Genomic DNA, 25,063 nt, shown 5'->3' with positions numbered 1-25,063 from the left:
CTCCTTTTAGTTCATATATAGATTTAGCGCTTCAATAGCGGTTTCTGCTCTAACATCCCAAGAGTTTCTAATTGAAGTTTCTATTCTCTTTGCTTCTTTCTCTTTGCTGTTTTCTGCAATGACTCTATCAATTACTTCAAGACAATTATCAATATTCATAAAATCAACTACATCTGAAAAGTTAGCCACCACATCTTCAATCTCTGTTGTTACAACTGGTTTCCCACTAGCTAGATATTCTTGTAACTTTACGGGGTCGCAGCCCTTCATCATCTCCGTTAATTTAAAGGGAATTATTGCAACGTCGAAGTGTGATAAATATATAGGTAACTGTAGATAGTCCTTATGTTCAATGTTGTATACGTTTGGATGATTTACTTCAATTGGATAATATTTATTTTTACCTATCAATACTACTTTATATTTCTCTGCAATTTTCTTGATGATTTCAGTGTCCAGCCAAGTTGCAAGCGCACCATAAAACCCCACAACTTTATCGTCCTTATTTGTTTTTGGGAAATCATGAGGTTTGTCCAGTCTCTTTTTTGCTTTTTTAAAATGTGCAAAATCTCCACCATTAGGACACATGAAAATTGGCTTATTCGTTCGCTTAGAATGATACTCATATAAGATATTTGCTGTACACGAAACTATATCCGCCTTGGAAACAGCATAATCCAATTTGTCTTTCCATACGGCAAATTCATCGACCGGATTATCAATTGCATCAAATACAACAAAATCCTTCTCTACGGTCAGGTGATAGTCAATATGTTCGGGATAGGATACCCAGTATACGACTTTGCCTTGAATCAAAGATTTATAATCGGAGTTCCCTCGAACAACAAACATATTTTTACTGACTTCGTTGATTGGTTTAGGAAGGGGTTTGAATACTTCTGAACTTATAAAAATACATCTTACATTGTTGATCCTGGATAATGCTTTCAATAGTTGATGGGGGCGCTGATAGAGCATGTAATAATCTACGGTGGGCGGATAAATAATAGTAATACTTTGCTTGGATTTGATAGACATCTCTGATCTCCCTAATTTTATTTTTCCATTACATGTGTACAGAATGTCCCGACATCGCAATATATTTCAAATCCTTTACTCTGAGCCATTGCACAAAAATAGGCATCTTCCCCTTGAGGATGATACCCGAACTTTATGTTTTTATAGACTTTCTTATTGATCATCCATACTGCTCCAGTCAAATCGGCTTTTAATAGATGTTGATGTTTGTTGTAGGGGGCTTCGCGTATGTAGTGATTAGATATATGCTCATAGTTATTTTTCTCATTTAACTTCATTATATTGGGGTATTTATATGGACGTTCTGGATCGACAAGGTAGCCATTATATATTAGTCCCGAAACAATATCTTTTTCGGCGTTGAGTAGATTATTAATTACACTATCAGGGACTAAAATATCGGAATCGATAAACAGGAGTTTTTCGGTCTTAACTTTGAACATAATGTAATTTTTTAATACACTCAAATGATTATAAATATGTTTATCTCTAGTGTCAGTAGCACGAGTGTCCAAAGGGATGTTTCGATTATATATTTCTATAGTGATGCGGTTATATTTATCTAAGTGATTTTCTTTAAACGATCTAAGTATTTCTTCACTGTGATCGGAACTATCATTGAGAACAAAGAAGAGGTTGATTTTTGATTTTGGATAGTCGATATCATGTATGTGATCTAGATATTGGTTTAAAATGAAACTTCTATTTCTAACCGGAGCAGCAATCGTGAGAGTGGGTAAGTCATTTATGTTATTCATTCATTTACGAACTCCTAAATGGATTTACAGTTCATATTTTTCTATGATATCTATGTATTTTTTTGAATCTTTTCTTATTCTATTTAATTTTCCAAAATCATAAGAAACCTTTGTTTTGCTGGTAATCAAAAAATTATTATCAATATCAAAAGTAACCCAGGATCTACCGGAATTTATTATATTTTTAGCGATTAGAATCATTTCTTCTATTGCTTCAATAGAGGGGAGGCGGTCTTTTTTCGAAATAATTCTAATTTAATTCCAACCATTACGATATAAAGCATATCTTCTACGCCTTTCCTTTTCTTTAAACTTTTTTTCAGAAATAAGACCGAATTTTACTTTTCCATCGTGAAGGCCACCGTCATATTCGATATAAATATTTTCTTCTGGAAAAGCTATATCTAAAAACGATCCTTCGCATAGATAATTGATGTCGCCGCTAGTTATGCTGTGAATATATGCTTGCTGCAATGATATAGACATAGAATTGTTTATGTTAAACGTTTTGAACGTTTTTGCTCTTACCACTGAGTTTTGCATTGGATTAGCACAGCCAAAACGTTCAAAACTTGTTTGGACTTTCTTAATTTCAATACACTTAGGACAACGAACACTACCGTTCATAATGTTCCTAAGTCTTCTACTATGAGTTTCTCCGCATGAACAAATGTAGTCAACATGGTCAGATAGCGCCATATGCAAGTAGTCCCTATCTTCAATAAGTATCTTTATATTGTTATGTTTAGCATATTCCATTACTTTTCGCAGAGATCTTCTTCTAGTTGATCCAGATTTTTTTAGGCCACATTTAAAACATGAGCATCCTAATCTACTAACTACATCATAACTTGTTTCTGTCTTTTCTCCACAAGAACAAATATAGGATATTTTTTGTTTTGCGTCTTTAATATGTGTAGTTAGTAAAGAATATCCTAGTTCTTTCATTGTAATTCTAACAGTGTTGTAGATAATGATTTCTCTACACACATCACAACAGAAATTATATATATGCCCAATTGATCTTATTTTTTGATCTTTTCTTCTATTGTACTCTGTTCGTTCAAGTCTCCATTCACTTTTCATACAATAATCACATGTAACGGTTATTGGGCCTCTTTCTTTTATCAAATTCCACCATTCTCCCTCTTGGTTGCACAAATAAAAAAGCCCACCTATATTAATAGATGGGCTTATTATGTATTTGTGCTTATTAAGCCAAATCTGATTCATCAAAGATATACATCGTATATAGGTCTTTAGAACCCGGAACAGCTAGTGCTTCCATTACAATATCCTGAGTAGCAGGATCTCCATCGGGAGCCATTGCCATGCTCCAATTATCTTCAAGTTTGACAGATGGAATAGTAATCTGTGCAGCATAATCCTGTTTTGTGAGTACATCGCGAACTAGAACATCCAGAATTAGCTCAAAACTGCCAGCGAACTTATCGGTTTGCGCCTTTAGTTGTTTTGTGCCCGATCCTGCCATTGTCTTATAGTATGCAATGACTTTTTCTCCATCTATTAGAGCACCAGTTGCAAACGTTACTACCTTATCTGTCACACTATACTCACCAGCAGTAGGGGAGGCGGATTTGTAATCAAAGCTTTCTCCTACAGTTCCATCGGGAAGATACTTGCTTACGCTAACCAATGCTCCGGTTGTTATGGGGGTGTAATCTAGTGTTACAGAGTTTCCAGTAACCTTCAAGATATTATCCACCGTTACTGGTGTTGCAGCCGTAATGATTTCTGTACCCAACAGCATGGCAATCAGATCGTTTGTAAACAAAGCATCTTGCAGAGTGAATTTGGCTGCTTTATTACCAGAAAATCCCACTAGTTTAGGGTTACCACTACCACCTTGTGCATATACTGTATCTGCTGTATTTTCGAGTCCAGATTGTTTCAAACTATCCAATCGTGCTCTAAGTTTCTTTGTAACTTGGTCAAAAAATGATGCAGTAGCTACATCACGAATTGTCCATCGATTTGTTACTGTCATTATATAATTCCTCCATTATGTGATAATCTTAGTCCAAGTATTTTCTTGGATTTTTATTTTTGTAGAGTCTATGTTCCCAGAATAAATACCCATCATGATGTTATTGTAATGATCAATATTTTCTAATCTGTAATACCCATCATAAAATTGGTATATTGTTAACTTTTCTATATCTAATATGGATAAGTTATTGGATTTCCAAGCCAAACCCGATATGAGGCTATGTAGATTATTAATAGGTTTTTTTTTAGGTTTCTTCGCTCTATCACCCATTATTTTTTTAATGAACTCTTCTGCTTTAGAATTTGCAGGATTAAATTCTTCCTCTTCCGTCTTGTCTGGCACTTTATTTGCAAATCTAACTACTTTCTGAATTGAATTAATCGTGTTTTCTGAAACGAACTGTTTTCCAATTCGGAAATATCTTTCGTTTTCAACAACGTCTAATACAATATCTTTACCAAATATAATCCTTGACCCAAGTTTTAAGGACTCTCTGAAAACATCATCTTTTTGGAAAAAGTAAATCATGAGATCTGTATTAGATTGTTCTAAATCCTTTAGATCAGGAAATCTGTTTTTGTCAAAAAGCAGAGAAGAGAGGGCGTGATTGTATGATTCATACCCATGAAAAATTACAGTTTTTAAAAGAGGAGAGTGGACAAATATACCATCTACGAGGATTGGCTTTCCGAGCAGTAGCTTTAATTCGATATCTTCAGTAATTTCAATCATCTGTTAAAATCTACTGGTCTATAGCTCAGCACGTATCCTTGAAATTTCTCGTTAACCACATATTCATTTAGACCACCAAATCCCAATTCTCCTAATCCAATTCCTCTTTTACTATTCATCAGTTCTTCAATCTTTGTCATTATAAAATCCATGCGAGTATAACCGTAGTCTGTCCTAAATAAGTCTCGATGAGTGAACATATAGATGTTCAACAAACCATTCTTAAAACTATTTCCTGTTGGTCTGTAATCGGTGCAAGATATAGTAACAAATGTTTTAGCGGTTTCAGTTGTATCTGGAATAAAACGATGAGGGAATATATTCTCATAAATAAGATTATCCAGATCATCAATATCAGGTTTTTCAAGAAATCCTTCATCTGCATAATACACAGCCTTGCACAGTTCTTGGTCGCTTAACAACCTATTTATAATAGTGTCCTTATATTCACTTATCTCTTTGAGAAATGACAATTATACTCGCCTCATTTCTTCAACTTACAACGAAGTCTGGAACTACCTCGCACTTTAAATATCCGCCTGTATCAACCTGTCGAGTATCATTGAATGTAGAAATCACAGTCGTACATTGAGCCAAAGACATTGGAGTTGTTCGATGAATTTCTTCTCCAAGTGAGTTACGAAAGATAGAGATATACAATCCACCATTAGGAGTTAAATGCCCCAAATCATATGTAATACTAATACATTTTAATGCTTCAAGCGCACTGCCTTTATCGGGATGCTTTACTTTATCAAATGCAATTTTCAGCTTATTATCTGTTGCAATTGAATAAGCATATGTATAACTAGGATTGATTGTAACGTCCAAATCAGCATCAATGATCTCAACCGTTGGTGTTGCACCAATCAAAACGTCTCCATCCAATCCACTGGAATGTTGCTTAGAATAGGGGAGAGAACTATAGATAAGCCAGTTGTTTATAATGCCTTGTACAAATGATTCTACTTTTAGTTCTCCAAAACGAACAATTGCTTGACCCATGTTTCACGCTCCTTAATATAATGGCTTAACTTTGATTCTTAATTTTGACTCAGAAAGTCCGTTTTGATTTTTAACATGTAACCAGAAGTATCCGATAGTATTACCCGTAAAAATTGAACAGGTATTGGCAGAACTATCTTGAACAGAAATAGTGGCTAGGTCAGTCTCTGAAACTCCGTCATCTGAAGTCAATAAAAACTCACTATCGTCATGATATTCAACACCGTTCCGGTAAAATTTAACAGAATATGATTGAGTTCTGTTTTTTTTGATTTCACTTACTCCTATGATTTCGCATGTATACGCATATGCGGTAGATTCAGTAACACTTATTTCGATTTCTGCAAAGACATCCTTATATGAAACTTTTACAACTACGAGACCTGTTTTTTTAGGCGTGACAAGACCATCAGTTGTGATGTCAATAATTTCATTGTCACTAACAGAATATATAATGTGGGGGAGGGAAGGAAGGGGGGTATCGCGATTTTTTACTATGATATTTAGCTGAAGTGTTTGATCTTCTTTAATTGTTGCGAATTTACCGTTAATAATCTCAACTCTAAATTGAGCTACATTGTCGTAATAATCGGCAATTCCCAATTCAAGGTTATCTTTGGCTGGATTAATTTCATCTTCTTGCAAAGTGATAATAATTAATCCCTTTTTAGATATACGGTCCAGTGCTGTCACTTTCCATACTCGATCATCAAAAATAAATCGCTTGTCTCGCGTAACTTTGTATGTGTGCTCGTTGCTCTGGAGAATGATATTCCTACGCTCATTGGAAAGAGTTATTATACGATCTTCATTTACTCCAAAATTAGATGAGGACTCAGAGTTAAAAGCGAATGGCGTTTCTTGAATATCTCCAGCATTATCAATCCATTTAAGTAATGAAACACAACGCTTTATGGTTCCTCGCGTGTAAATGTCTCCTAAATAATCCGTAATAATATTAATCCATCTAGATGACTGCCAATCAACAATATCCCCGTTTTGTAAATCATAATCTAGAGATGTGATGACCTTTTGATCTTTAGTGTCACTGTCATCAACGATCCACACATCTTTGAAATCAGTTGAAGAGTTGATTGAAACGGGGTAGTAAGACGGAGAATCAGTAAATGTTGTACTTAAGCTATTTTTAGCATGAGTAATATTTTTATCGCGATTTGATATCCCATTTACAAGAAGAAATGCGTTATAGGATTCATAGGACATTTCAGCTCACATCCATATGTTTCAAATAATACTGCATCATTAAATAATCTGCGTTTTCTTGGGACTTATCCCTGAGATTACTTTTTTCTTTAAGATTCTGAGACTCGGAATATCTCTTAAAATCACCTGACGAAATTGCTAGTCTCATTTCCATGATATTATTCACTTCTTTTTCAAGCCATTCAACTAACATTAGGTTTCCTAATATCTCTTGCTCCAGTTCCGTCAAATCAACTACAAATTCTCTCGTTGAATCGTCGCGACTTAACAAGTCTTGTTTACAATGAAAAAACTTAACTAATCCAGATTTCAAGAACCCAGTCAGATAATTTTCATATGCTTCAACCGAAGACATATAGATTTGATCGATGGTATAGTCTTGTATTTTCTGTTGGAATCGTTCGAATATTTTTGAAAATGGGGTAGGCATTTTTTCACCCCTTATTTATTATTTTCTTCGATTTCTGTTACAATTTTATACAAGTCTTTTTTAATGTGGTTGCCAATTTCAAGAATCTTACCACGGTCTTGAAATTTACTGTTTCCGCTCATAATCCCTTTGATAATACGAGAGACAATTGTTTCCTTGAGAGTTGCGCTAACTGTATCTAAAGTCTTTTTAATCTCATGAATTGGCAAAGTTATAATACTTTCAACCTGATCCTTATTGAGCATATTTTCATATTCATCTTCTAGATAAAGAGCTTTTACGGCCTTCTCGTTCTGAATCAAAAACGCTCCTTCTTTTGCGGAAGTTGGATGATTATCGACGATTGCTCTAAGGTCTTCAAAAGTTACGCTCTTGGTTACACCAAAATCATTGAATCTAATAACTGTCGTATTTGTGGCTAAGTTTAATCCTCCATCAGTCAAAGAAATCAGCTTAACGTATTCTCTTGGATCAATATCTAATTTATCTTCCGCTGTTTCATAAAGAGAGTTTTCAATTTTTGTGATTGCTGATTTTTGTTCTTCTTTTTCAGCTTGTAACTTTTGATTTTGTTCTAGCAATGATTTTACCAACGCTGCCAAGTCTGAAACCTGATTCGCTAAAGACTCATTATCAACTGTAATAACGGGACTCTTATCACTTGCTGTTTCTTTTTTTACAACCATTCTTGATTCTCCCTTAGTTTATTTTGTAGTATGAAAAGGATGGACTAAAAAATCCACCCTTTATTTAAAAAGAAATTAAGTAGTCAGCTTGTAGATACCATAGTTGGCTGCTGTTACAATTTGAACATCATAGTGCTGTGCTACAGAATAACTCATAGATCTATCTGCATTATCCTCTGGTTTGGTTTGGTGTACTTCAGTGTTTCCTTCGAATCCAATTTTAACAATCTTGTCGGAACCAGCAGAAACTACAAGGATGAAGTCGGTAGCCAAAGCAAAATCATCGGAATTAGCTTTAAGTTTTTGATCCATTTCAAACAGTTGAGTGCCTTGGAAGTTACCCAAGTGTCCGTTTCTGTTGAATTCTGCACCCATACCAAATTGCATATATTGATTTTCTGGCAGGACTTTAGACAGGGCATTTTTAGTACCGAAGGCTACAGTATTTTTGTTATTGTTGGAAGCAGCTACCCGAGCTACGAGATTGTTAAAAGCAGTAGAAGTGAATGCGGCAGACTCTCTGTAACTAGTGCTCAGAGAAGAGAAAGAATCATAGATTGCGCTATAGATACGAGTAGTAATGTCTGTTTCAATAGCCTGTGCAACACGAGCAACCCAGTTGCCCCAGTTTGTTTTACCAGCAAGAACACGGTACAATTCTTCGTAGATTTCAACGGTATGACGGATAGGGGTAAGAGTAAAGTCCTTACCAAACAGACGTTGACGTTGGTTACCACGAATTCCGTTTGCTTTTGTACTTACAACAAACAGATCTGGACTTTCTACATGGAACAAAAGTTGATCGCCCCAATTCACGTTTTTCACTTCGGCAAAGTCATAGAAACTATCGAGTACAGTCTCAGGAACAATAATATCCAGAGTTTGAGCAACGATTGCGAAAGTCGCCCACTGAACTGATGGGTGAGTCTGGATCATGCTTTCACTGAATTTTGTGTCAGCAGGAATACCAGCATAGCGCAATGCCTCTTTCTGAAGACCCTTTGTAAATAGCTCTTGTTTCTGATCAAGAGTAACACCATCATTTGCATATTGCGCATATTTACTAAAACGACCATCTTTATTGCGGTTTTGGTGGCAGAAATGATACCAAGCTTCTACCCCCGCCTGAACTACATCTTGTTGCTCTTTTGGCATACTGAAAAATTTAATATTGCTATAATTTTTAAACATTATTTTTATATCCTCCTTTAAGTCCTAATTAGGCTTGTTTTACTACTTGAAGTTTTGTTGCTGCAAGACGAGTGCGACCAATAGAGATAGTTGTCTTCTCAAGTACTTGACATGCCACAACGGTAGTACCAATGGTCGCACTTGCAATACCTTTGTATAGAGTGTTCTGAGGAATTACAAATTGATCAACAACAGTAGTTCCGGTGATACCAGTATCGGTAAGCGTAAAAGTATCGCCAATATGCAGATGATACGTGCGCGCTGGCTTATTTGCGGCGTTCGTAAACAAAGTTGGATCAGAGATATCAATTCTGTATCCATTGATTTCAACCAGTTCTGGAGATGCCACCAATAATACTTCTTGAGTTGCTACGTCGGTTGGAGTAGATGCGACACGAACTTCTGGATTACCAGCAACCACACCCCCCAAAACTACAAAACTACCATTTTCTACTGCTTCTGCAAGTTGCACAGACTGAAGGTAACTATCTACTTTGTTACCTGCCATGATATTGAGATTAATTACAGCACTCATTTTATAAAAACTCCTTTGTTTATTATTATTTTTACTTAATTATTTCCTAGACGTTCCCACAGTGATTGCGTTTTTTTATCATCTGGTGCTTCATTGTCTATAGGTAACCCCATCGAAATAAAATTCATTTTGTGTTCTTTTGCTTTTTTGACAATGCGATCATAGAGAAATAGTTTCACTTCTTTTTCAAAATCATTAAAGGTTGAAAAAGTCGCTCTTTTTTCAGTCAATTCACGTTTTTCGTCTTCAGTAATCAAAGCTGAATATTCTACGAATAGACTATCCACTTTTTCAATATCTTCTTCTTCTTTATATTTAGCAATTTCGCTTGTCAAAGAACTAATAGCTTCATCTTTTTCAACTAACAGTTGTTCAGAAGTAGTAAATTTCAATTCCATTTCAGCGATAGTTTTACCCAACTCAATAATTGACTCATCTTTTTCAGTGATCTTTTCGGTAAACTCAGTAGTCATCGTTTCTTTTTCCACTTTAATCTCTTCAAGTTTACTTAAAGCCTCCGTTTCTAAAGAAGACATCATTTCTCTGGTTGCGCTCGTTTCACTATCTTCATCACTCATACCGTCTTCCCAATCAATAGGAGAGTATTTAATTCTAGAGCAATTATCAAGATCGACATTTACGTTGTCTCCATCCAATGAATATGGAGCCTTTTTATCCATGTAATTATCTTTAACATCAACATAGTAAACAAAAGATTCGTCATAATCATTCAACCAAAAACAGGTTCTTTCCACTGATTCGCCATACCAATTTTTATCGATATATGTATGTTTAGACATAGCGCGGCTTAGTTCAGAATACAATTGATTTACTGTCAACTTAAAAAGTGCAGCAATTTCTTGCTTTTTTTTCAACACTACTTTATCCTCCTCTTTACTTAATGTATATGATTCAAGATTGGACTTTTCATCGCCCGGTTCTTGCTCACTATTCTGAGAAAATCGCATTAAGAATGTGTTTAATTCTTCTATCTTATCAGAGAACTCATCGGTTTCTGAAAACCTTTCTAGTTCTGCATGGGCATTGACCATGCCAGTGCCATACTTTTTGCCAAGTAATGTAATTCCTGTGTAACGAAACTTCTTAATATCTAAAATTTTAGTTTTCTTGTCATATATAGACTCATCAATGACAAGTTCAACTGAAAGTTTGATATTTTCATCTCGATTTATGATATCAATAGCATCTTGAGAGTAAACATTCCAAATATACCCATCAACAACAGCATAAGTTCTTCCATCAACTTCTTCATAATGATAGTTGTGATTTTTAGAAGACACTAATCCAATAGGCTTTTCAATGTAGGTTATCTTTTTTTCTATTTCGTCGTATTCCATTTCATGTTCTCCGAAGTCTTCGTCTTCGGTTAATATATGAGCTAATACGGGAATATCTAAAATAGATGATTCTGTTATTTCGCTTTGAAGTACAGATAGATCAATATTCGATTTATTATTGTTAATTCCGTCATGTGTGACGTACATCTTTAAACGTGTGAATCTGCCATCTTCTAGTGGCTCCAACACATATTTCTCAACTTCAAAATACAGTCGTTTGTTTGTCGGCTCTTTCTCTATTTTTCTCACCTCCTTAGCAGAGCGGCGAAGCTATACATCACAATCATCTGGCGTTACCGTCTAAATCTCTGGTTTTTTCTCCAGCATCCCCAACATCTGCTGCTGCCGATTTAGGTGCTCCACCTTCATCGTCGCCATTCTGAACATGACTGGATTGAAGAGGCAATAGATATTTTTCTACTAAATTAATACTGTTTTCATAAGAGAGTAGGTTTTGCATATCTTCGGCATTGATTCCCATCGCAAGTGATACTAACGTTTTAGAGAATCCAAATTGGCCTGCTTTAAGATATTTTTCAAATTTTTCATCTTTATTGAATATAGTGAGATCTGGAAATACAACTTTGAATCTAAATCTTCCTGTTTTTGATTTAAGATAAGCATTTAAAAATCTTTCGAATTGTCTATACATATGCGTCACGTATGCTTCATCTACTTTAATTGATGCTTGTAATCCAGAAGCATTGACTGCACCAGCACCAAAAAGAACAGGAGTTGAACCAGCGCTGTTATAAAAGTTTTCTTGACCATATCCAATAATGTTGTTCTGTGATTGAGACTGGCTGAAGTCAACGGTGTCTAGCTCAAATGGAGTGGTAGCAACTTTGACTCCAGTAGGTACTCCTGCCTGTAAAATAGCCGTATATTGTCCTGCGACAATGGGATCGATTGCAAAGTTATTTGCAACAACTGCACCCTTATTATCTTGCTTCATTGGAATCTTACCAACAATAATCTTCCAAGTTTCCAATTCTGTTTTCGTCTTTAGTAGTTTTTTGTACTGATCAATTTCAGCACTATCCAAAAACAATCCCATGAGGGGAGGGGTTAATCCTGCTCTGGTTTCATCAAATTTAAATACTGGAGCTTTGATGGGATCAAGTGGTTGCCAGTAATGATGTATATTCTTCTTATTTTTATCATTCTTAAAGTCTTCTAAGAACCCCAAGAACTCGGGAGCAAAACTATTAATATCGACTCCAGACTGCAAGAAATAATACATATTGAAGGCATATTGGTATCCATACTCAGTTTTATCCACGATCTTACAATATTTTGATGGCATTTCCTGAAAAGCAATAGACTCTCCAAACTCACGTATATAATAAAATTTAGCATCCTCTAAAATTACGCCTCTTAATATGTTTGGAAAAGTAAGTTTGGGAACAATTTTATCAAGACATTCCACAGCTTTCTTTCGTGACTTCTTATACGCTGATGATTTTACATCTTCATCATCGGCGTTTGTATGTACAATAAAGTGGTCGAATGTAAGTAATGTTGCATAATAATTTACTAGCCGATTAAATTGCATCACAGCATTGTATAAGTACTGTCCCAAATCCTTGAGCGCATCTTCGTTTGCTCGTGGATTTTTAATTAACTCTTCAATTTTATCTCTGCTAAAAACAGTAGGAGACATATTGAGATTCTTAAGTAATTCATTCTGCCAAAGAGGAGAGAGTAGGGTAGAATTTTGATAAGCTCTTGCCATAGATTGTGCAAATTGCAACGCATACTCTTCATTTACTTGTTCGATGGGTTGAGAAGTTGAGGGTGTAATAGTTTGTTCATCGGAAGTAGTGGGTAATGATGTAGTTTTCTTTGTTGCTTTTGTCATGATTCACATCCTTTCTTATTTAGAATGGTTTTTGACTTAATATGTTTATTCTGATATATACAGATAGTCTAAAAAGTTGAATTCATCATCATTGTGGGCGTTCAATTTATTATCCATTTCCATCTCGTATACAAAGTGAAGGCCATATCCTAAACTGGTAACTCTATCTCTTTTTGTGCTATTCATTATTTGCTCATAAACGATATTTTTAGCGTTGCTTTCAATCTGTCTGATGTTGCTAAGTTCTTGTTGGAGATTGTCCGTTTCTATATATACGGCAAACTCTTCTGGAGACAGATCGTCCATTTTATATAGTGCATCTACTTGTTCTGATGGTGTAAGTAGCCTTAAACTACCATCTTCAAAACAACTCTTCATATATGTATACATGGTGTTGTTATATTGATTTGTAGCTGTTACTGCTCGTATCATTGGCAATGCGCCTCTTAAACCTCTAGCACTGTCATCATCATCTTTTATTAGTGGCGGGTATTCAGACTTTTGTTTTGTCTTTTCGTCCTCATGCTCCCATGTCTCATAGAATAGATTAGGAAGATTTTCACCATTTCCTCTGGTGTCTATAACTAGTTTTACTGTATTCGGGAATTTGATATGAACCATTTCTCTTAAATAATCCCGTTGTTTTTGAAGGGTCAAACCTTTGTGCGCTTTGAGAAAAACGATTTCTTTAGAATATGTACCATTAATTTTATATTTGATCTTTATAACAGTAGTAACTGCATTATCGGCAGTCGTAGCGTCACTCGTTGCAACGTCATGAACAACTATGTATTCTGTTTTAGATTTCTTTGGCTGCTCTAGTTCGCATTTCTCAAGCGTTCTACTATCCTGAGTTAATTCATAAGGATAGTAACTTTCACCGCTAGAACCAACAAATCTGCCCTCATACTCATAGGCGAATTTATCTCTTGTCACGGTTGGCTTATTAAGTTCATTTAATATATCGTCTTCGTCCAATATCCCAGCATCAACACCAACTTGATAGGGTAGGGTACAAACGTAGTAGTTTTTATTACCATTTATCATTTTTTGATAATGATCCATAAAACGCTTATATAGGCTTGATGTTTTTAAATAGGCAGAAGAAATAAAAATAACTTTACCCTTTTCTGCCTCACCATGATTGATTGCAATTGGTCTTTTTGTTTTAGTCATTGGTATTAGTATTGTTTCGATAATATCATCGGGAACAATTCTTGCTTCATCAACTAATAGATAGTGAAAACGCCATGAACGAGCAGAGTCACCAGAAGGTCCATTCCCTAATACAATTGCACGTATTTCGCTACCATTTTTAAAGTTAGCTACACAATCATCTGAACCAACCTTGATTGGGAACTGAATTTCTCTTGCTATATTCTCATTCTTAGCCAACTCACCTTTGATTTTCTGGATAATAACATTTCGAGCTTGTTGTCCCTTACCAGAAGCGATTCCAAGTTTAATTCCGGGATATAAAATTGCTGAACATATGAAAAAAACTGCTGCAATCCAAGACTTACCAATTCCTCTGCAACATATGAGCATAGAGTATTGATACTTTGCCATAGCCCGAAGAAGGAGTCTCTGAAATGGATAAAGTTTTAACCCTAACACATCAACTGCAAATTCATCTATATAATGTCTGTAATAAGCAATATATTCTTCCCAGTTCTCATATTCTAGAGATTCTTTATTAACGGGATCGTAACTAAAAGAACTATCAAAATTTTGTGAGTCTCCATCATTTACTTGTCTGCTTTTTTTACTGAAGTTTCTACTCGACATGGTCTACACCGAATCCTTAATTGTTGCGAATTGATTTAGCATCTTATCATATGAATCCTCATCCAAAAGAACATGTTTTGGAACCCATTTTTTCTGTTCGACTTGGTCAAAAGTTACTCCAAAGCACCCCAGACTGACATCGTTCTGTCCTCGTTGACTCTCGGAGAACTGTGCTGATTTAGAAAGAGTATCAAATGTTTCTCGTGCTGATTTATATTTAGCATCTGCACCGCCAACGCCCTTCAAAACGTCCTGAAAACATCTATCCATATGGAGGCTTGCTTTACATATCTTTCTTGCATAGTCTTTATGATTGGTTGTAACAATTTTAAAATCTCTGTCCAAACCTAAATAGTAATCTTCCATATAATCAATATCTGAGTTTGTGTATTCACCCATCCATTTTCTGTTGAAAAACTTTTCTTCGTCATCAAAATACTCCTGATTGTTTTCTTCATCATCTATATTGCTTTTCTTTATATTTGCGTTTGAACTTCCAATGGAAGACATTGAACTGTCTGAGAATTTTAGACCTCTAAACTTGGGAAATGAAGAGAGTGGTGGGATGAATTTTGACCATTCCTGATCCATTTGAGTCCAAAGATCATCAACGAATGGCTTGTCTAGCATAGCTAAAACGACTATTGCTCTATCTTTATAACCCTCAGATCCTTTTTCACCAATGAAATGTAGTATGCAGTCCTTACACACCTCTAATTTATCAGAAGAGAATAATTGGTTTGTATTGGCATAGAAGTTAGATGTATTAGGAGACTTTAATTTTCCGCATTTTAAGCATTTTACTTTTTCAATCTCATCTTTTTTTAATACAGTTTTTTTTAGAGCCATTTACTCACCCTCTTTTTTGATAAATCTTCATAAAACTCCACTTTTATAGTACGTAATAAAGAAAAACTTAAATGAGGATAGCGGGGGAGTGTCCACTGTTTAATGCAAACCACCCTTATAGCAGGGGCATCCTCATCTAAAAAATAAAAACAAGAAAAAAGGCGATTCTAGAATAGCAATCGTCTCAGGAGTTCTTTTTACTTTTATAAGCTATATTTCGTCGTCTCTGCCATCCATATATTCAATCTCAAAATCAACATCTTCAAGATCGTATCGTAACGTTTCAACATCTGTTTGAAGCTTATCCATACGTTCCATAATTGCGCCATACGATTCAGCGTGACTCCATATTTGGAATAAGGCAGACTTGAGTTGATTCTTTGTTTTTAATTTTGATAATGTATTGACGTAACTGTCAATTTGTAATTCTAAGTCAATTTTTAAACTTGGAATTATAATCATGTTAGTTTCTGCACCAATATCCTCATCAGACAAGAAGGTAGAAGGGAGTTCACAATTTTCATCTTCGTCATAATCAGGTTGGGATGCATAATATTCTTCCTCTGACATTTTAAGCGCCTCCCTTAAGGGAAAACTATGTATAAATAGTGCATAAACTATGTATATACTTATTCGCTTTCAACAGTAGTATTAAGTACATCCATTAATCCTTTATTTCTATCCCAAACAAATGACATAGATTTCTGAATTGCACCGACATACCCTGATTCAAAATGCCAATTATCTGTAGAAGTAGGGGAACTTACATATCTAACAATAATCCCATTCTCTTCGACAACCGCTTTTTCAGAGTGGAAGTGACCAGCGTGAAACTCATGATATTTCGTTCTTCCCCAAGCTTCTCGTGCTTCAATAGGCATCAATTTCCCAGCACGTTTTCCTTCGCTGTGTCCATGACTTAGACCAATCAAACATTGACCGAATTCTACATATTTGCGAGACTTTGCATCGTTATTAACAGTAATATTGGGATTGTTTCTAAACCATGCATCAAGATACTCAACTGCATAATAACTGGTGGCCTTATCATGATTTGAGCCAATATAACAAGTCTCGACTGGGGCAAATTGTGAGCACAGGTCAATTCCTTCGACCAACATTTTAACTCCAAGCTTATACATTTGTTGCCATCTAACATCAGTATCTTGTCGTGTTCCAGCCGTAGTTGTTCCGTTTATACCATCAGTATGGAAGAAATCGTTACTCCAGATAAAAAGAATCTTCTCAAATTTATATCCTTGTGTTCTCGTCAGGATATCATTGATAATATAGAAGAATCGTTCTCTGGCAATTTCGTAATTATACGTATCTCCAGAATCTCCATTCCAGCATAGTTTGCCCAAATGCAAATCTGAGATGTTAAGTTCAAGCATTTTTCCATCAACGCTATAATTAGTAGGTGAGTGGAGAGGGCTTTGATAATTTTTACTCAAGTCTTCAAAGAAAAGTTTAAGGTCTTCCTCGGACAAACTATCTGTTCTAGGCTTAACAGAGATTTTACTAGAGTATAGAGTCTGCACGCCATCAACTTTACTGTACACATTCCAGAAGTTGTTTCTAGCGGATAGTAATTCCCATGAACTATTATCATATCCGTGAGCAGAAAGAAGGTAATTAACATCTTTAGATTGTTCAGCAGACATTTGAAGGAGTTTGTCGCTGCTATGAGAACCATCCTTATGAATTTCCATCTTTTCGCCATATTGTTTAATGGGATCGATTTCTTCAACAGGATTAAGAGTTTTTTCTTTGGTATTAGATGCTCGAATGAGTGCTCCATTTTTTCGGAGTTGATTCTTCACCCAACAACGTAGATCCTCGCCATCACGAAACTTTCCGTTCCCATGAAGATCAACAATATCCTGCCAACTCATAGAGATTTCTTTATTTCTCTTCTGGATTCCGATTTTTAGGAGTTCATTTGTCATCAATAATTACTCCTCTTCAGGACTTAGGCCACCTTGTGGGATAGCATAGTCTTCGATTGGAGAGACACGAATCTTATCACCATCAATAGAAATTGTAATTTTAGTAGCATTCGGATACAGATCAAAAGCAGCCTCACGAATTTCGTTTAGACCATTCAATTTTTCTTTGCTTGCTTCCATGATTTTTGTTCTCCCTTAAAATGATTTATTTTGTATTTTTACTCAATGAAAAAACTACCAGATATACGATCTGATAGTTAAATTAATTTATTATGTATGTTTATTTATTAAATGCTATAGTAAGTCCGCATATTTAGCCATTTGAGAACGATGAACATGTTGAAGTTCAACTTCTCCATAGAAGTCAAGCCCACGATACACTTCACTAACTCGTCTCATGCCATTGTTGAATCCTGCATAGACATCCATATCAACCTGACCATAGTAATCCCCGTCTAAAATTAATTTACAATCATCTCCGACACGGGAAATACCTGTCTTCATAAGTTCAATATCTAGATTTTGAGATTCGATAATCCAGATTATTGCTTTGAGTCCAGTAGAGTCGAAACCACGGATGTCAGAGAATGGTAGGAGAACTAGTTTGCCAGTTTGAATTTGATGTTGAACTTCTTCAATTCCTCCAAATTTGGCAGATAGCATTGTGCCCGTCTGTGAAAATAAAAGTTTTTCGTCTCTCGTACCGGGATAGTAGCCAAGTTTTGCACTATTCTTAGCAGCAACTGGATTTGTGAAAATGATGAGTTTGTCATATTTATTTTTCTCAAGTTGACTCCAAGCGTAATTTAATGCAATTACACTTTTACCAGCGCCAGCCTTACCTTTAATCATAGTCATTTGGTTTGTTTCGAGAGAATCCATAGCACAAATTTGATGTTCGTCGTATGGTTTGAAATCTCCAAACATATCAGTCTTATATTTTCCCTGTCTAATAGTGATGTATTTATTTCCATTCCATTTTGCTATCTCAATTAACTTACCTGATTCGTTTCTAATAATTATGTATTGGTTCTCATTAATTTCGTATTTATTAATATCCATATTTTCATAAAATTCAGCGATTTCATTGTCATCCATAACAATTTCTTCATATCCAGAATACTCTTCTGTGTTGCCATCTGGTTCATATATTTCCACACCTAAAGCTGTTGCTTTTAACTGTGCCAGAAAATCACCACTAATAAGTTTCGCAGAATGTTTAACCGCACACTGCACAATGACATCATCATTGCTCAATAGAGCTGCTGGATGTTGTTTCCCGAATTCATGATCATAAATGATACTGTCTTTCGATTTCAGCGCTCTCACTGCTTGTCTAGCGCGATAAGAGGTGTCACTGTCTCCGATTTTTAGCCTATCCAATTCGTGTAATACGATTTCTGGGATAATAATTTCGCCATCTAAATCAATCATAGACAAATATAGAAGAAGGGCGTTCGTATCAATCACAAATTTATTGTTCATGGGCGTTACCTCGGTTGGTAGAGTAGGGGAGGTGTGCTCCCCTCAAGTTTATGTTTCGTGTGTGAGATCTTCAGTCTAACGTGTTTTATATTGCGGATTCCCTTGTTCAGGGCTTAGTTTGATTAATTGCTGGCAGGGCGGTGTATCCTGCATCTCTGTTGACTTTTCGATATAGTGCTTATTCAGCATCGGTAAGCGCGTAGAGAACCTTTTCTACCTCAGCAACTTATTTATAAAGTTCGCTCTTTATGGTGGCGAAACACCGACTTATAAAGCCCACGTTTTCGGTAGTGGAACACCTAATAATATATGTATGTTTATGATAAAATTATTGTTTTACGGAATTTTTCAGGGCTGTGGATGGTTTGAATGCAGGTGCTTTTGAAGCCTCAATTTGAATAGCAGCCTGTGCCTTAGCTGTTTCAGCGTCAACACCTTGCTCTTTTAGTTTAGTCAGCAGACTAAGATTTGTTCCAGGGCGAGCAGCACGTTCGCGTACTTCGAAATTACCGAAACCGTAAATACCAACTTTTTCTCCTGATGCAAGCGCCCCTGTGATTGTTTCAAAAACTGCTTCTACCGCTGCTGTAGCGTCTTTCTTTGCCAGTCCTGTTTTGTTAGAAACCTCTACGATCAAATCTTGTTTATTCATTTTTAATTATCTCCCTTAAATTTAGTTTTTTGATAAATATATTAATTTATATTGATTAGGGCTTATCATACCCTATCATATGGGGACCTTGGACACCCTCGAAAAAGCCAGTGTTTATAAGGGTTTTTTAAAGATAAAAATATTAAAGTGTGTCGTTTTTTACCGAAAATGCATCTAAAAACTGTCTTTTTTGAGTAGAATGGAGAACATTTAATAGCCTGGAAGCTATTTTATCCTTCTTATTTTTTGTTAATTTAATCAATAGAGAATACATAGTGTCCTCGTTTATCTGTAACTTCCTTACATAAAAACTATAATATTTAATTATGTCGTCGATTCTTCGATCTCTTTCTTCTTCAGAATAGTGTTTAGCATATGTATTATTTATTTTTGATACCATGTTTTCAACGTACCCGAATACTTTTGATTCCTGATTTCTCAAACTATCACTCATATTCCTTTTAACAAGGAAATCGTTAAATGGGATATTGGCACGTTTATCCGCATAATCCAAATCCGTCATTTCTTCAAATAATAAATCCATCGGGCAATCATACTTTACAGTTGTAATTTCTCCGCCTTGATTTACATATTGCCAGAACAGAGGCTTTTCTTTCTTCAGTTCCTTGATCTGACAGATATGTTCTATTTCTTTATTAATATTTATTTCAAACATTTTTTTTGCTAAATCAATACATATGCCCGAGAGAACAGTGACAACATCTAGTTTCTTCATTAAATCGGATAATTCCTCTTCTGATTTACCCTTGTGTAGCAAGTCCCAATAACTCGACATGCATAACTGACCCGTATTAACAGTTCTACCTATGTATTTTTGACTATTCGATAATTCATTATCTATGGTTGCCATATCCTTATTGCATACAGTATAATGTTTTTTACTGCTCTTGACTTGATTTATACATACATTATATTTACCAAATAAACTTTTTGTTATAGTAAGCAAGTTCTCATCATCAATCAATAACACTGTGTCACTATCGTAATCACACCCCGAGAGGATATCCTGTAATGGAAAACCTATTGCATTCACACATACAATATTGCTCGTTAGATTGAAATATTTATCAATATCATTCACTTTTTTATTAACAGCGAGAAGTACATTATTGGGACTGGTATGAGGGTTTCGGAATCCGGTAATTTCTTTCTCATCAAACATTGTGGTGTACACTTCATTATAATTCAGGGCTTTTACTTCTGGATCTTCCACATTTATCCCGCCAATAGCGTGATATAAAAATTCCATTGGATTACCAAGCATAACGCAATAGTCACCACTTAATCTAACCTTGCCATTCTTGATATGTGTTACATGCCCACTTATTATTTTCTTTCTAAACGTCCTAAATATCTTTGTTTTAGCTATATCATTATTTTTGTCATATAAATCAGCGAACATCTCGTTACTATTCATATCATTGTTGGTGCTTCTAATGTGTGCAACGAAAAAGTCATCATCATTCTTCAGTCTTTCGATGAAACCTTTTTCAAGTCTGGTGAACTTTTCTACATCTTCTTTTTTCATTGGAAGAGAGTTAAGCATCTGGTAGCTTGTTTGTTGAATTAATTTGCCCTCATTGTCGAATCCGAGTTTTGATTTCTTTTCGCTCTTGCAAACACCGAACACACATTCATCCAATATAACGATTCGCTTCCAATGTTGCCACATCTTCTTTTCTGACCCAAGTATCTTATGGAATTTCAATGCTTTTAGACTACTCGGAGTAGTAATTAGATGTATATCCTTTGCAAATATCTCTTCACCATCGTACATACTAGAAATTTTCCATTCATTATAGTCAATTCCTTCTGGACAGTTATCTGTTAAGAATTTTTGTATTTTACAGTTAAATGCTGCACTTTTAAACATATGATTGCGCAACAACATCATAGATTTTCCTTCTTCAAAATAGCTTGCATCAAGTAAGGATTCGCCATCGAATAGACTATTCTTAATTTTTGACTCCTCGGTGAAACTGTCTAAATATTTATTAGCTCCAGTACGTACAACATTAGAAGTCTTGGTGAATATACTTTCCACATCTTTGACCATCAATATATTGTTTGGATTAATATTGATAGTACTCTCAATTGAGGAACCGACTAAACTTTCGTAAGCGAGAAGGGAAGGGAAGTCAATCTCATCTTCTAATCTTCTATTTTTAAACTCAAAATTCATGCGACTCCACTTAATCATCGGTTTATGTAATTTTTCTCTTATAAATAAACACTGACCAATTCTCGATTTAGCACTGGAACGCTTATAGACTACATATCTAACTCCGTTGTACACGAATCCTTCTAAATATAGTTTTTCGCGAAGTTCTTTATAGGAAACTCCTTTCCATTTGTCTTCTTTAAGTTCGGATTCAATTAATGCAACAAAATCTTTGAGTTTGTCTTTATATTCAATTTTAGTTTCATCCAATTTCTCTATTTTTGCGCTTATCTTTTTAATAATATGTTGACCGGAATCTACCTTTTGTTTAAATTTTACATTGATTATATCTGTAGATAAAAACTTTTGATTCGTTTTCTTTTTAATTGTTTTTAGCCCCGTGTCTATGAGTTTATTCAATTCAAGACTGGAGGGGATCATACCTATGTATTTTACTTCGAAATCTCTACCCCTGAACATATAATTATATATGTCACTTCCTTCAACTGAAGGGATGTATACGGGCTTATGCAATTCACTCAATATTATTTTCCTCCTAATTTATATAACATATAAATATAAATATGTTTATTATATTGAAGCATATGTATTAGTAAATCCAATCTCGCTACAAAACGGTGCTCGATAAAACTCACCACTATTGGCCTCACGCTTAAGATACAATACCTCATCATCAATTTTCTGAGTATCTAGATACTCTACACAATCCTCAGTTCCTTCTTTCATTTCATCTGAAACATATCTTTCGTCTACATAATCAACCTCACCATCAAAATAGCGTTCCCCCCATGATTTAGTATTTTCCGCTAACTTCAAATTCATATCCTCCTGTTTGTTTTTCATTGACTTCATTATGTATTGATCCTCTCTGGTCTTACTCTCGTCTGTTATATTCAGTAGCGATTTGGTTAGTCGCTTTCTGTATTTAAAATATAACACGAGGAGTATAATTAGTCAATAATAATATATATGTTTACTATATAAAATAGAAGAGGCCAGATTACGAATTGTTTGCTTCATTATATATAGCGAGTAAGAATTGCGTAAATCTTAAAATAAATTTACTAAATAGCACTATTTATAAAGTAAATATATATACGCAAATAATTATATGTGTTAATATAGATTTACGGATAGGAAAACATATACCAGAACAACTTAGATTAACAGATGAACCCAACAATAAAACAAACATATATAATTGGAGGTGTTATGATGAACGCAGCATTAAATAATCTGGTTGGATTACATCAAGATACAGTAGGCGAGGATATTCAAGCTTTCTTATCTAAATACAAAAAGAAAAACGAATCAACTTCTGTGATTTATGAGAAGGCAATCAGAATGTTTTTTATGTGGTATAGAAGTAAGGAACTCAACGAACTAACTACTGATGACATCATAGTTAAGAATGCAACAATCATTCGTTATCAAACACACTTAGAAGAAAACACACCATATTCTAATACTACAATTAATAAATTTATGGCCCCGATATTTAGTTTGTATGAGTTCCTTGAAACCAACGATTACCCTGTAAAGAAAGCAAGTGTAAAAGTTGATGCATTAGATGTTGACGATAACAAGCATGGCGAAATGAATGATGCTGAAGCAAAGCTGGTTAGAGAGTTTGTTTTAACTCAAAAGAAGGGAGTTGAAAAGGCCGCACTGATTAAGTTGGCTGCTAGAACAAGTTTTCGCAAAAGCGCCATTCTCAATCTAACTTGGGGTGATATCAAGAAGCATAAACACAATGATTATTACGAAGTCACAGTAATTGATAAAGGCAAGAAGTCAAACACCAAGCCTATTTCTGAAGAGTTTTATAAAGAACTATTAGAAATTAAAGAACAACAGTATTACAACAGATATAACGATAACAAAATATTTCACCTAAGCAAGACAACTATCCAGAGTATGTTTAAAGGAATAAATGAACAATTCAACTTCAACGATGATAAGGGTGTTGTGTTTCACAGTTTGAGAAATGTTATGACAGGATGGATTGAAGAAACTGGTGGATCTATTGAAGACATGAGGGAGCAATTAAATCAAAGTGGTTATGGATCTCTCAAACATTATATTCACGGCAAGGACTTATCCAATAGTCCTAGTTTAAGAATTGAAAAAGAGGTGTCGGATAATATTTTCGAGGGATTGAGTAAAGAAGAACTTATAATGTTAATTACTTCTCAACAAGGCGGTATCGTTTCTACATTGAAATCGGGAGCACAAAAAATGATTGATCGAAAGGAGAGTAAAATTAATTGAGTGAATTCATCGAACTGAAGTTAATGCCAGAAAGGATGATGTTTAAGCGAAATAGAGTATGGGCGATGAATTGCGCGCACTAAATGTGGGGTAATTAGTATATGAAAAAATAATTATACATATAAAGGAAACATATGATGAACAAGAATAAACATAAAATTAATAAATCAGTAATACAGATGTCTAACGCAATTATAAGGGACCGTGAAATAGGTAGTGTTGAATTCTCACTTTTACTAAGGCTTAAATATCTGATTTATGAGAATAGGGGAAGTGGTGAAATTTATATCGATATCCCTAAACTTAGAATGAAAATGGAGATATCGGATAACCGGACACTAAAGAAGCATCTCGCCAATCTACATAAGTGGGGATACATAAATAACTTTGTTAAAATTGAGAGATCAACTCCAAGCTTGATATCTCTTGATCTTAAGAAATTTGCTACGCCAAAAAAAGAATATACTCAACTACCACTATCTATTTTGAGCAGAGTTGGAACGATTGGTCATACCGGAGTTAGATTGTTGTATTATTTTGAAAGTTATATTAATAGGAGCATCGTTCAAAATCAATTTTGCTACTCAGCAGTAATTACGATATGTCGTGACACAGGACTGGGCAAGACTACCGTAAAAGAATATGTAGATATACTCAAGAAAGAAAAATTACTTCATGTAGTTGCACATAAAATTGGTCATAATAACCAATACAATGACAATGATGAACTCGAATTTACAAAATACAACAACCATTATTATGTGAATTATAACAAACTTGAGGAATATGAATTATCTGTGTAGAAATTAGGCCATTTTCACCTACAACCGTTTTTTGCAGGAAGTCGGGTCGGAAATTACCAGATGCTGTTCGTAAATTACCAGACGCTTGGTTGTTTTATGCTGCATAAACGGGTACGTATAAAGATATTATATAGATAATAGATATATAGATATATAGACTCAGTATTTAGAGCCATGGTCGCGTAGCTCCCAACTCTTCGGAAATTGTCCGCTACGCAAGTTTTGAATTTTGAA

Annotated in this window: 25 protein-coding genes; 2 read left to right on the top strand and 23 right to left on the bottom strand. The window is 34.9% G+C overall.

Going from position 1 to position 25,063, the window contains the following annotated elements:
* Positions 1–6 precede the first annotated feature (6 nt).
* The 23 genes from B9T62_RS19205 to B9T62_RS19100 all read right to left on the bottom strand — a co-directional run bounded on the left by B9T62_RS19205 (position 7) and on the right by B9T62_RS19100 (position 22,571).
* A complete protein-coding gene (locus B9T62_RS19205) occupies positions 7–1,038 on the bottom strand; it encodes a glycosyltransferase (protein WP_087916757.1) in 1,032 nt (343 codons plus the stop codon).
* Positions 1,039–1,055: 17 nt separating this feature from the next.
* Positions 1,056–1,796, bottom strand: coding sequence for a glycosyltransferase family 2 protein (locus B9T62_RS19200; protein ID WP_087916756.1), 741 nt, complete (start codon positions 1,794–1,796; stop codon positions 1,056–1,058).
* Positions 1,797–2,051: 255 nt separating this feature from the next.
* Positions 2,052–2,927, bottom strand: a complete 876-nt coding sequence (locus B9T62_RS39305; protein ID WP_169834407.1) for a hypothetical protein — start codon at positions 2,925–2,927, stop codon at positions 2,052–2,054.
* An 82-nt stretch (positions 2,928–3,009) separates the two neighbouring features.
* Entirely contained in the window at positions 3,010–3,804 is a 795-nt protein-coding gene (locus B9T62_RS19190) for a hypothetical protein (RefSeq protein ID WP_087916754.1), read from the bottom strand.
* Between the two features lie 15 nt (positions 3,805–3,819).
* Positions 3,820–4,539 (bottom strand): hypothetical protein, encoded by a 720-nt coding sequence (locus B9T62_RS19185; RefSeq protein WP_087916753.1) that lies wholly within the window; start codon positions 4,537–4,539, stop codon positions 3,820–3,822.
* Positions 4,536–5,012 carry a hypothetical protein gene (locus B9T62_RS19180; RefSeq protein ID WP_087916752.1) on the bottom strand — a complete coding sequence of 159 codons (477 nt, stop codon included), beginning with the start codon at positions 5,010–5,012 and terminating at the stop codon, positions 4,536–4,538. Before B9T62_RS19180 ends, B9T62_RS19185 begins: the two co-directional genes overlap by 4 nt.
* A 19-nt stretch (positions 5,013–5,031) precedes the next feature.
* Entirely contained in the window at positions 5,032–5,544 is a 513-nt protein-coding gene (locus B9T62_RS19175) for a hypothetical protein (protein WP_087916751.1), read from the bottom strand.
* 12 nt (positions 5,545–5,556) lie between these two features.
* Positions 5,557–6,768: a hypothetical protein gene (locus B9T62_RS19170; RefSeq protein WP_087916750.1), complete on the bottom strand. Its 1,212-nt coding sequence runs from the start codon at positions 6,766–6,768 to the stop codon at positions 5,557–5,559.
* 1 nt (position 6,769) lies between these two features.
* Positions 6,770–7,198, bottom strand: coding sequence for a hypothetical protein (locus tag B9T62_RS19165; RefSeq protein ID WP_087916749.1), 429 nt, complete (start codon positions 7,196–7,198; stop codon positions 6,770–6,772).
* 11 nt (positions 7,199–7,209) lie between these two features.
* Positions 7,210–7,884, bottom strand: a complete 675-nt coding sequence (locus B9T62_RS19160) for a hypothetical protein (protein ID WP_087916748.1) — start codon at positions 7,882–7,884, stop codon at positions 7,210–7,212.
* 75 nt (positions 7,885–7,959) lie between these two features.
* Complete coding sequence (locus tag B9T62_RS19155; protein ID WP_087916747.1) at positions 7,960–9,075, bottom strand: hypothetical protein; 1,116 nt, start codon at positions 9,073–9,075, stop codon at positions 7,960–7,962.
* A gap of 28 nt (positions 9,076–9,103) precedes the next feature.
* Positions 9,104–9,610: a hypothetical protein gene (locus B9T62_RS19150; RefSeq protein WP_087916746.1), complete on the bottom strand. Its 507-nt coding sequence runs from the start codon at positions 9,608–9,610 to the stop codon at positions 9,104–9,106.
* A gap of 35 nt (positions 9,611–9,645) precedes the next feature.
* Entirely contained in the window at positions 9,646–11,217 is a 1,572-nt protein-coding gene (locus B9T62_RS19145; RefSeq protein ID WP_157793925.1) for a hypothetical protein, read from the bottom strand.
* Between the two features lie 34 nt (positions 11,218–11,251).
* Complete coding sequence (locus B9T62_RS19140) at positions 11,252–12,829, bottom strand: hypothetical protein (protein ID WP_087916744.1); 1,578 nt, start codon at positions 12,827–12,829, stop codon at positions 11,252–11,254.
* Positions 12,830–12,874: 45 nt separating this feature from the next.
* Positions 12,875–14,617 carry a terminase large subunit gene (locus B9T62_RS19135; protein ID WP_087916743.1) on the bottom strand — a complete coding sequence of 581 codons (1,743 nt, stop codon included), beginning with the start codon at positions 14,615–14,617 and terminating at the stop codon, positions 12,875–12,877.
* A 3-nt stretch (positions 14,618–14,620) separates the two neighbouring features.
* Positions 14,621–15,466: a hypothetical protein gene (locus B9T62_RS19130; RefSeq protein WP_087916742.1), complete on the bottom strand. Its 846-nt coding sequence runs from the start codon at positions 15,464–15,466 to the stop codon at positions 14,621–14,623.
* Between the two features lie 210 nt (positions 15,467–15,676).
* The gene (locus B9T62_RS19125) at positions 15,677–16,036 is read right to left on the bottom strand and encodes a hypothetical protein (protein WP_087916741.1); all 360 of its coding nucleotides are present in this window, start codon (positions 16,034–16,036) and stop codon (positions 15,677–15,679) included.
* 59 nt (positions 16,037–16,095) lie between these two features.
* Entirely contained in the window at positions 16,096–17,415 is a 1,320-nt protein-coding gene (locus B9T62_RS19120) for a hypothetical protein (RefSeq protein ID WP_087916740.1), read from the bottom strand.
* A gap of 6 nt (positions 17,416–17,421) precedes the next feature.
* Positions 17,422–17,595 (bottom strand): hypothetical protein, encoded by a 174-nt coding sequence (locus B9T62_RS39300; protein ID WP_157793924.1) that lies wholly within the window; start codon positions 17,593–17,595, stop codon positions 17,422–17,424.
* A gap of 114 nt (positions 17,596–17,709) precedes the next feature.
* Positions 17,710–18,900, bottom strand: coding sequence for a PhoH family protein (locus tag B9T62_RS19115; protein ID WP_087916739.1), 1,191 nt, complete (start codon positions 18,898–18,900; stop codon positions 17,710–17,712).
* A gap of 328 nt (positions 18,901–19,228) precedes the next feature.
* A complete protein-coding gene (locus tag B9T62_RS19110; protein ID WP_087916738.1) occupies positions 19,229–19,552 on the bottom strand; it encodes an HU family DNA-binding protein in 324 nt (107 codons plus the stop codon).
* Positions 19,553–19,694: 142 nt separating this feature from the next.
* Positions 19,695–22,277: a hypothetical protein gene (locus tag B9T62_RS19105; RefSeq protein WP_245864497.1), complete on the bottom strand. Its 2,583-nt coding sequence runs from the start codon at positions 22,275–22,277 to the stop codon at positions 19,695–19,697.
* 48 nt (positions 22,278–22,325) lie between these two features.
* Positions 22,326–22,571, bottom strand: coding sequence for a hypothetical protein (locus tag B9T62_RS19100; RefSeq protein WP_169834406.1), 246 nt, complete (start codon positions 22,569–22,571; stop codon positions 22,326–22,328).
* A 396-nt stretch (positions 22,572–22,967) separates the two neighbouring features.
* Here B9T62_RS19100 and B9T62_RS19095 point away from each other — a divergent pair, with 396 nt between their 5' ends.
* A complete protein-coding gene (locus tag B9T62_RS19095; RefSeq protein WP_157793922.1) occupies positions 22,968–24,026 on the top strand; it encodes a tyrosine-type recombinase/integrase in 1,059 nt (352 codons plus the stop codon).
* Between the two features lie 134 nt (positions 24,027–24,160).
* Entirely contained in the window at positions 24,161–24,829 is a 669-nt protein-coding gene (locus B9T62_RS19090) for a hypothetical protein (protein WP_169834405.1), read from the top strand.
* Positions 24,830–25,063 lie beyond the last annotated feature (234 nt).

It is taken from the genome of Paenibacillus donghaensis, from assembly GCF_002192415.1.
GTDB lineage: Bacteria > Bacillota > Bacilli > Paenibacillales > Paenibacillaceae > Paenibacillus_AQ > Paenibacillus_AQ donghaensis.
The sequence above is the reverse complement of the archived record's forward strand: the minus strand, read 5'-3'. Positions and strand labels throughout refer to the sequence as shown.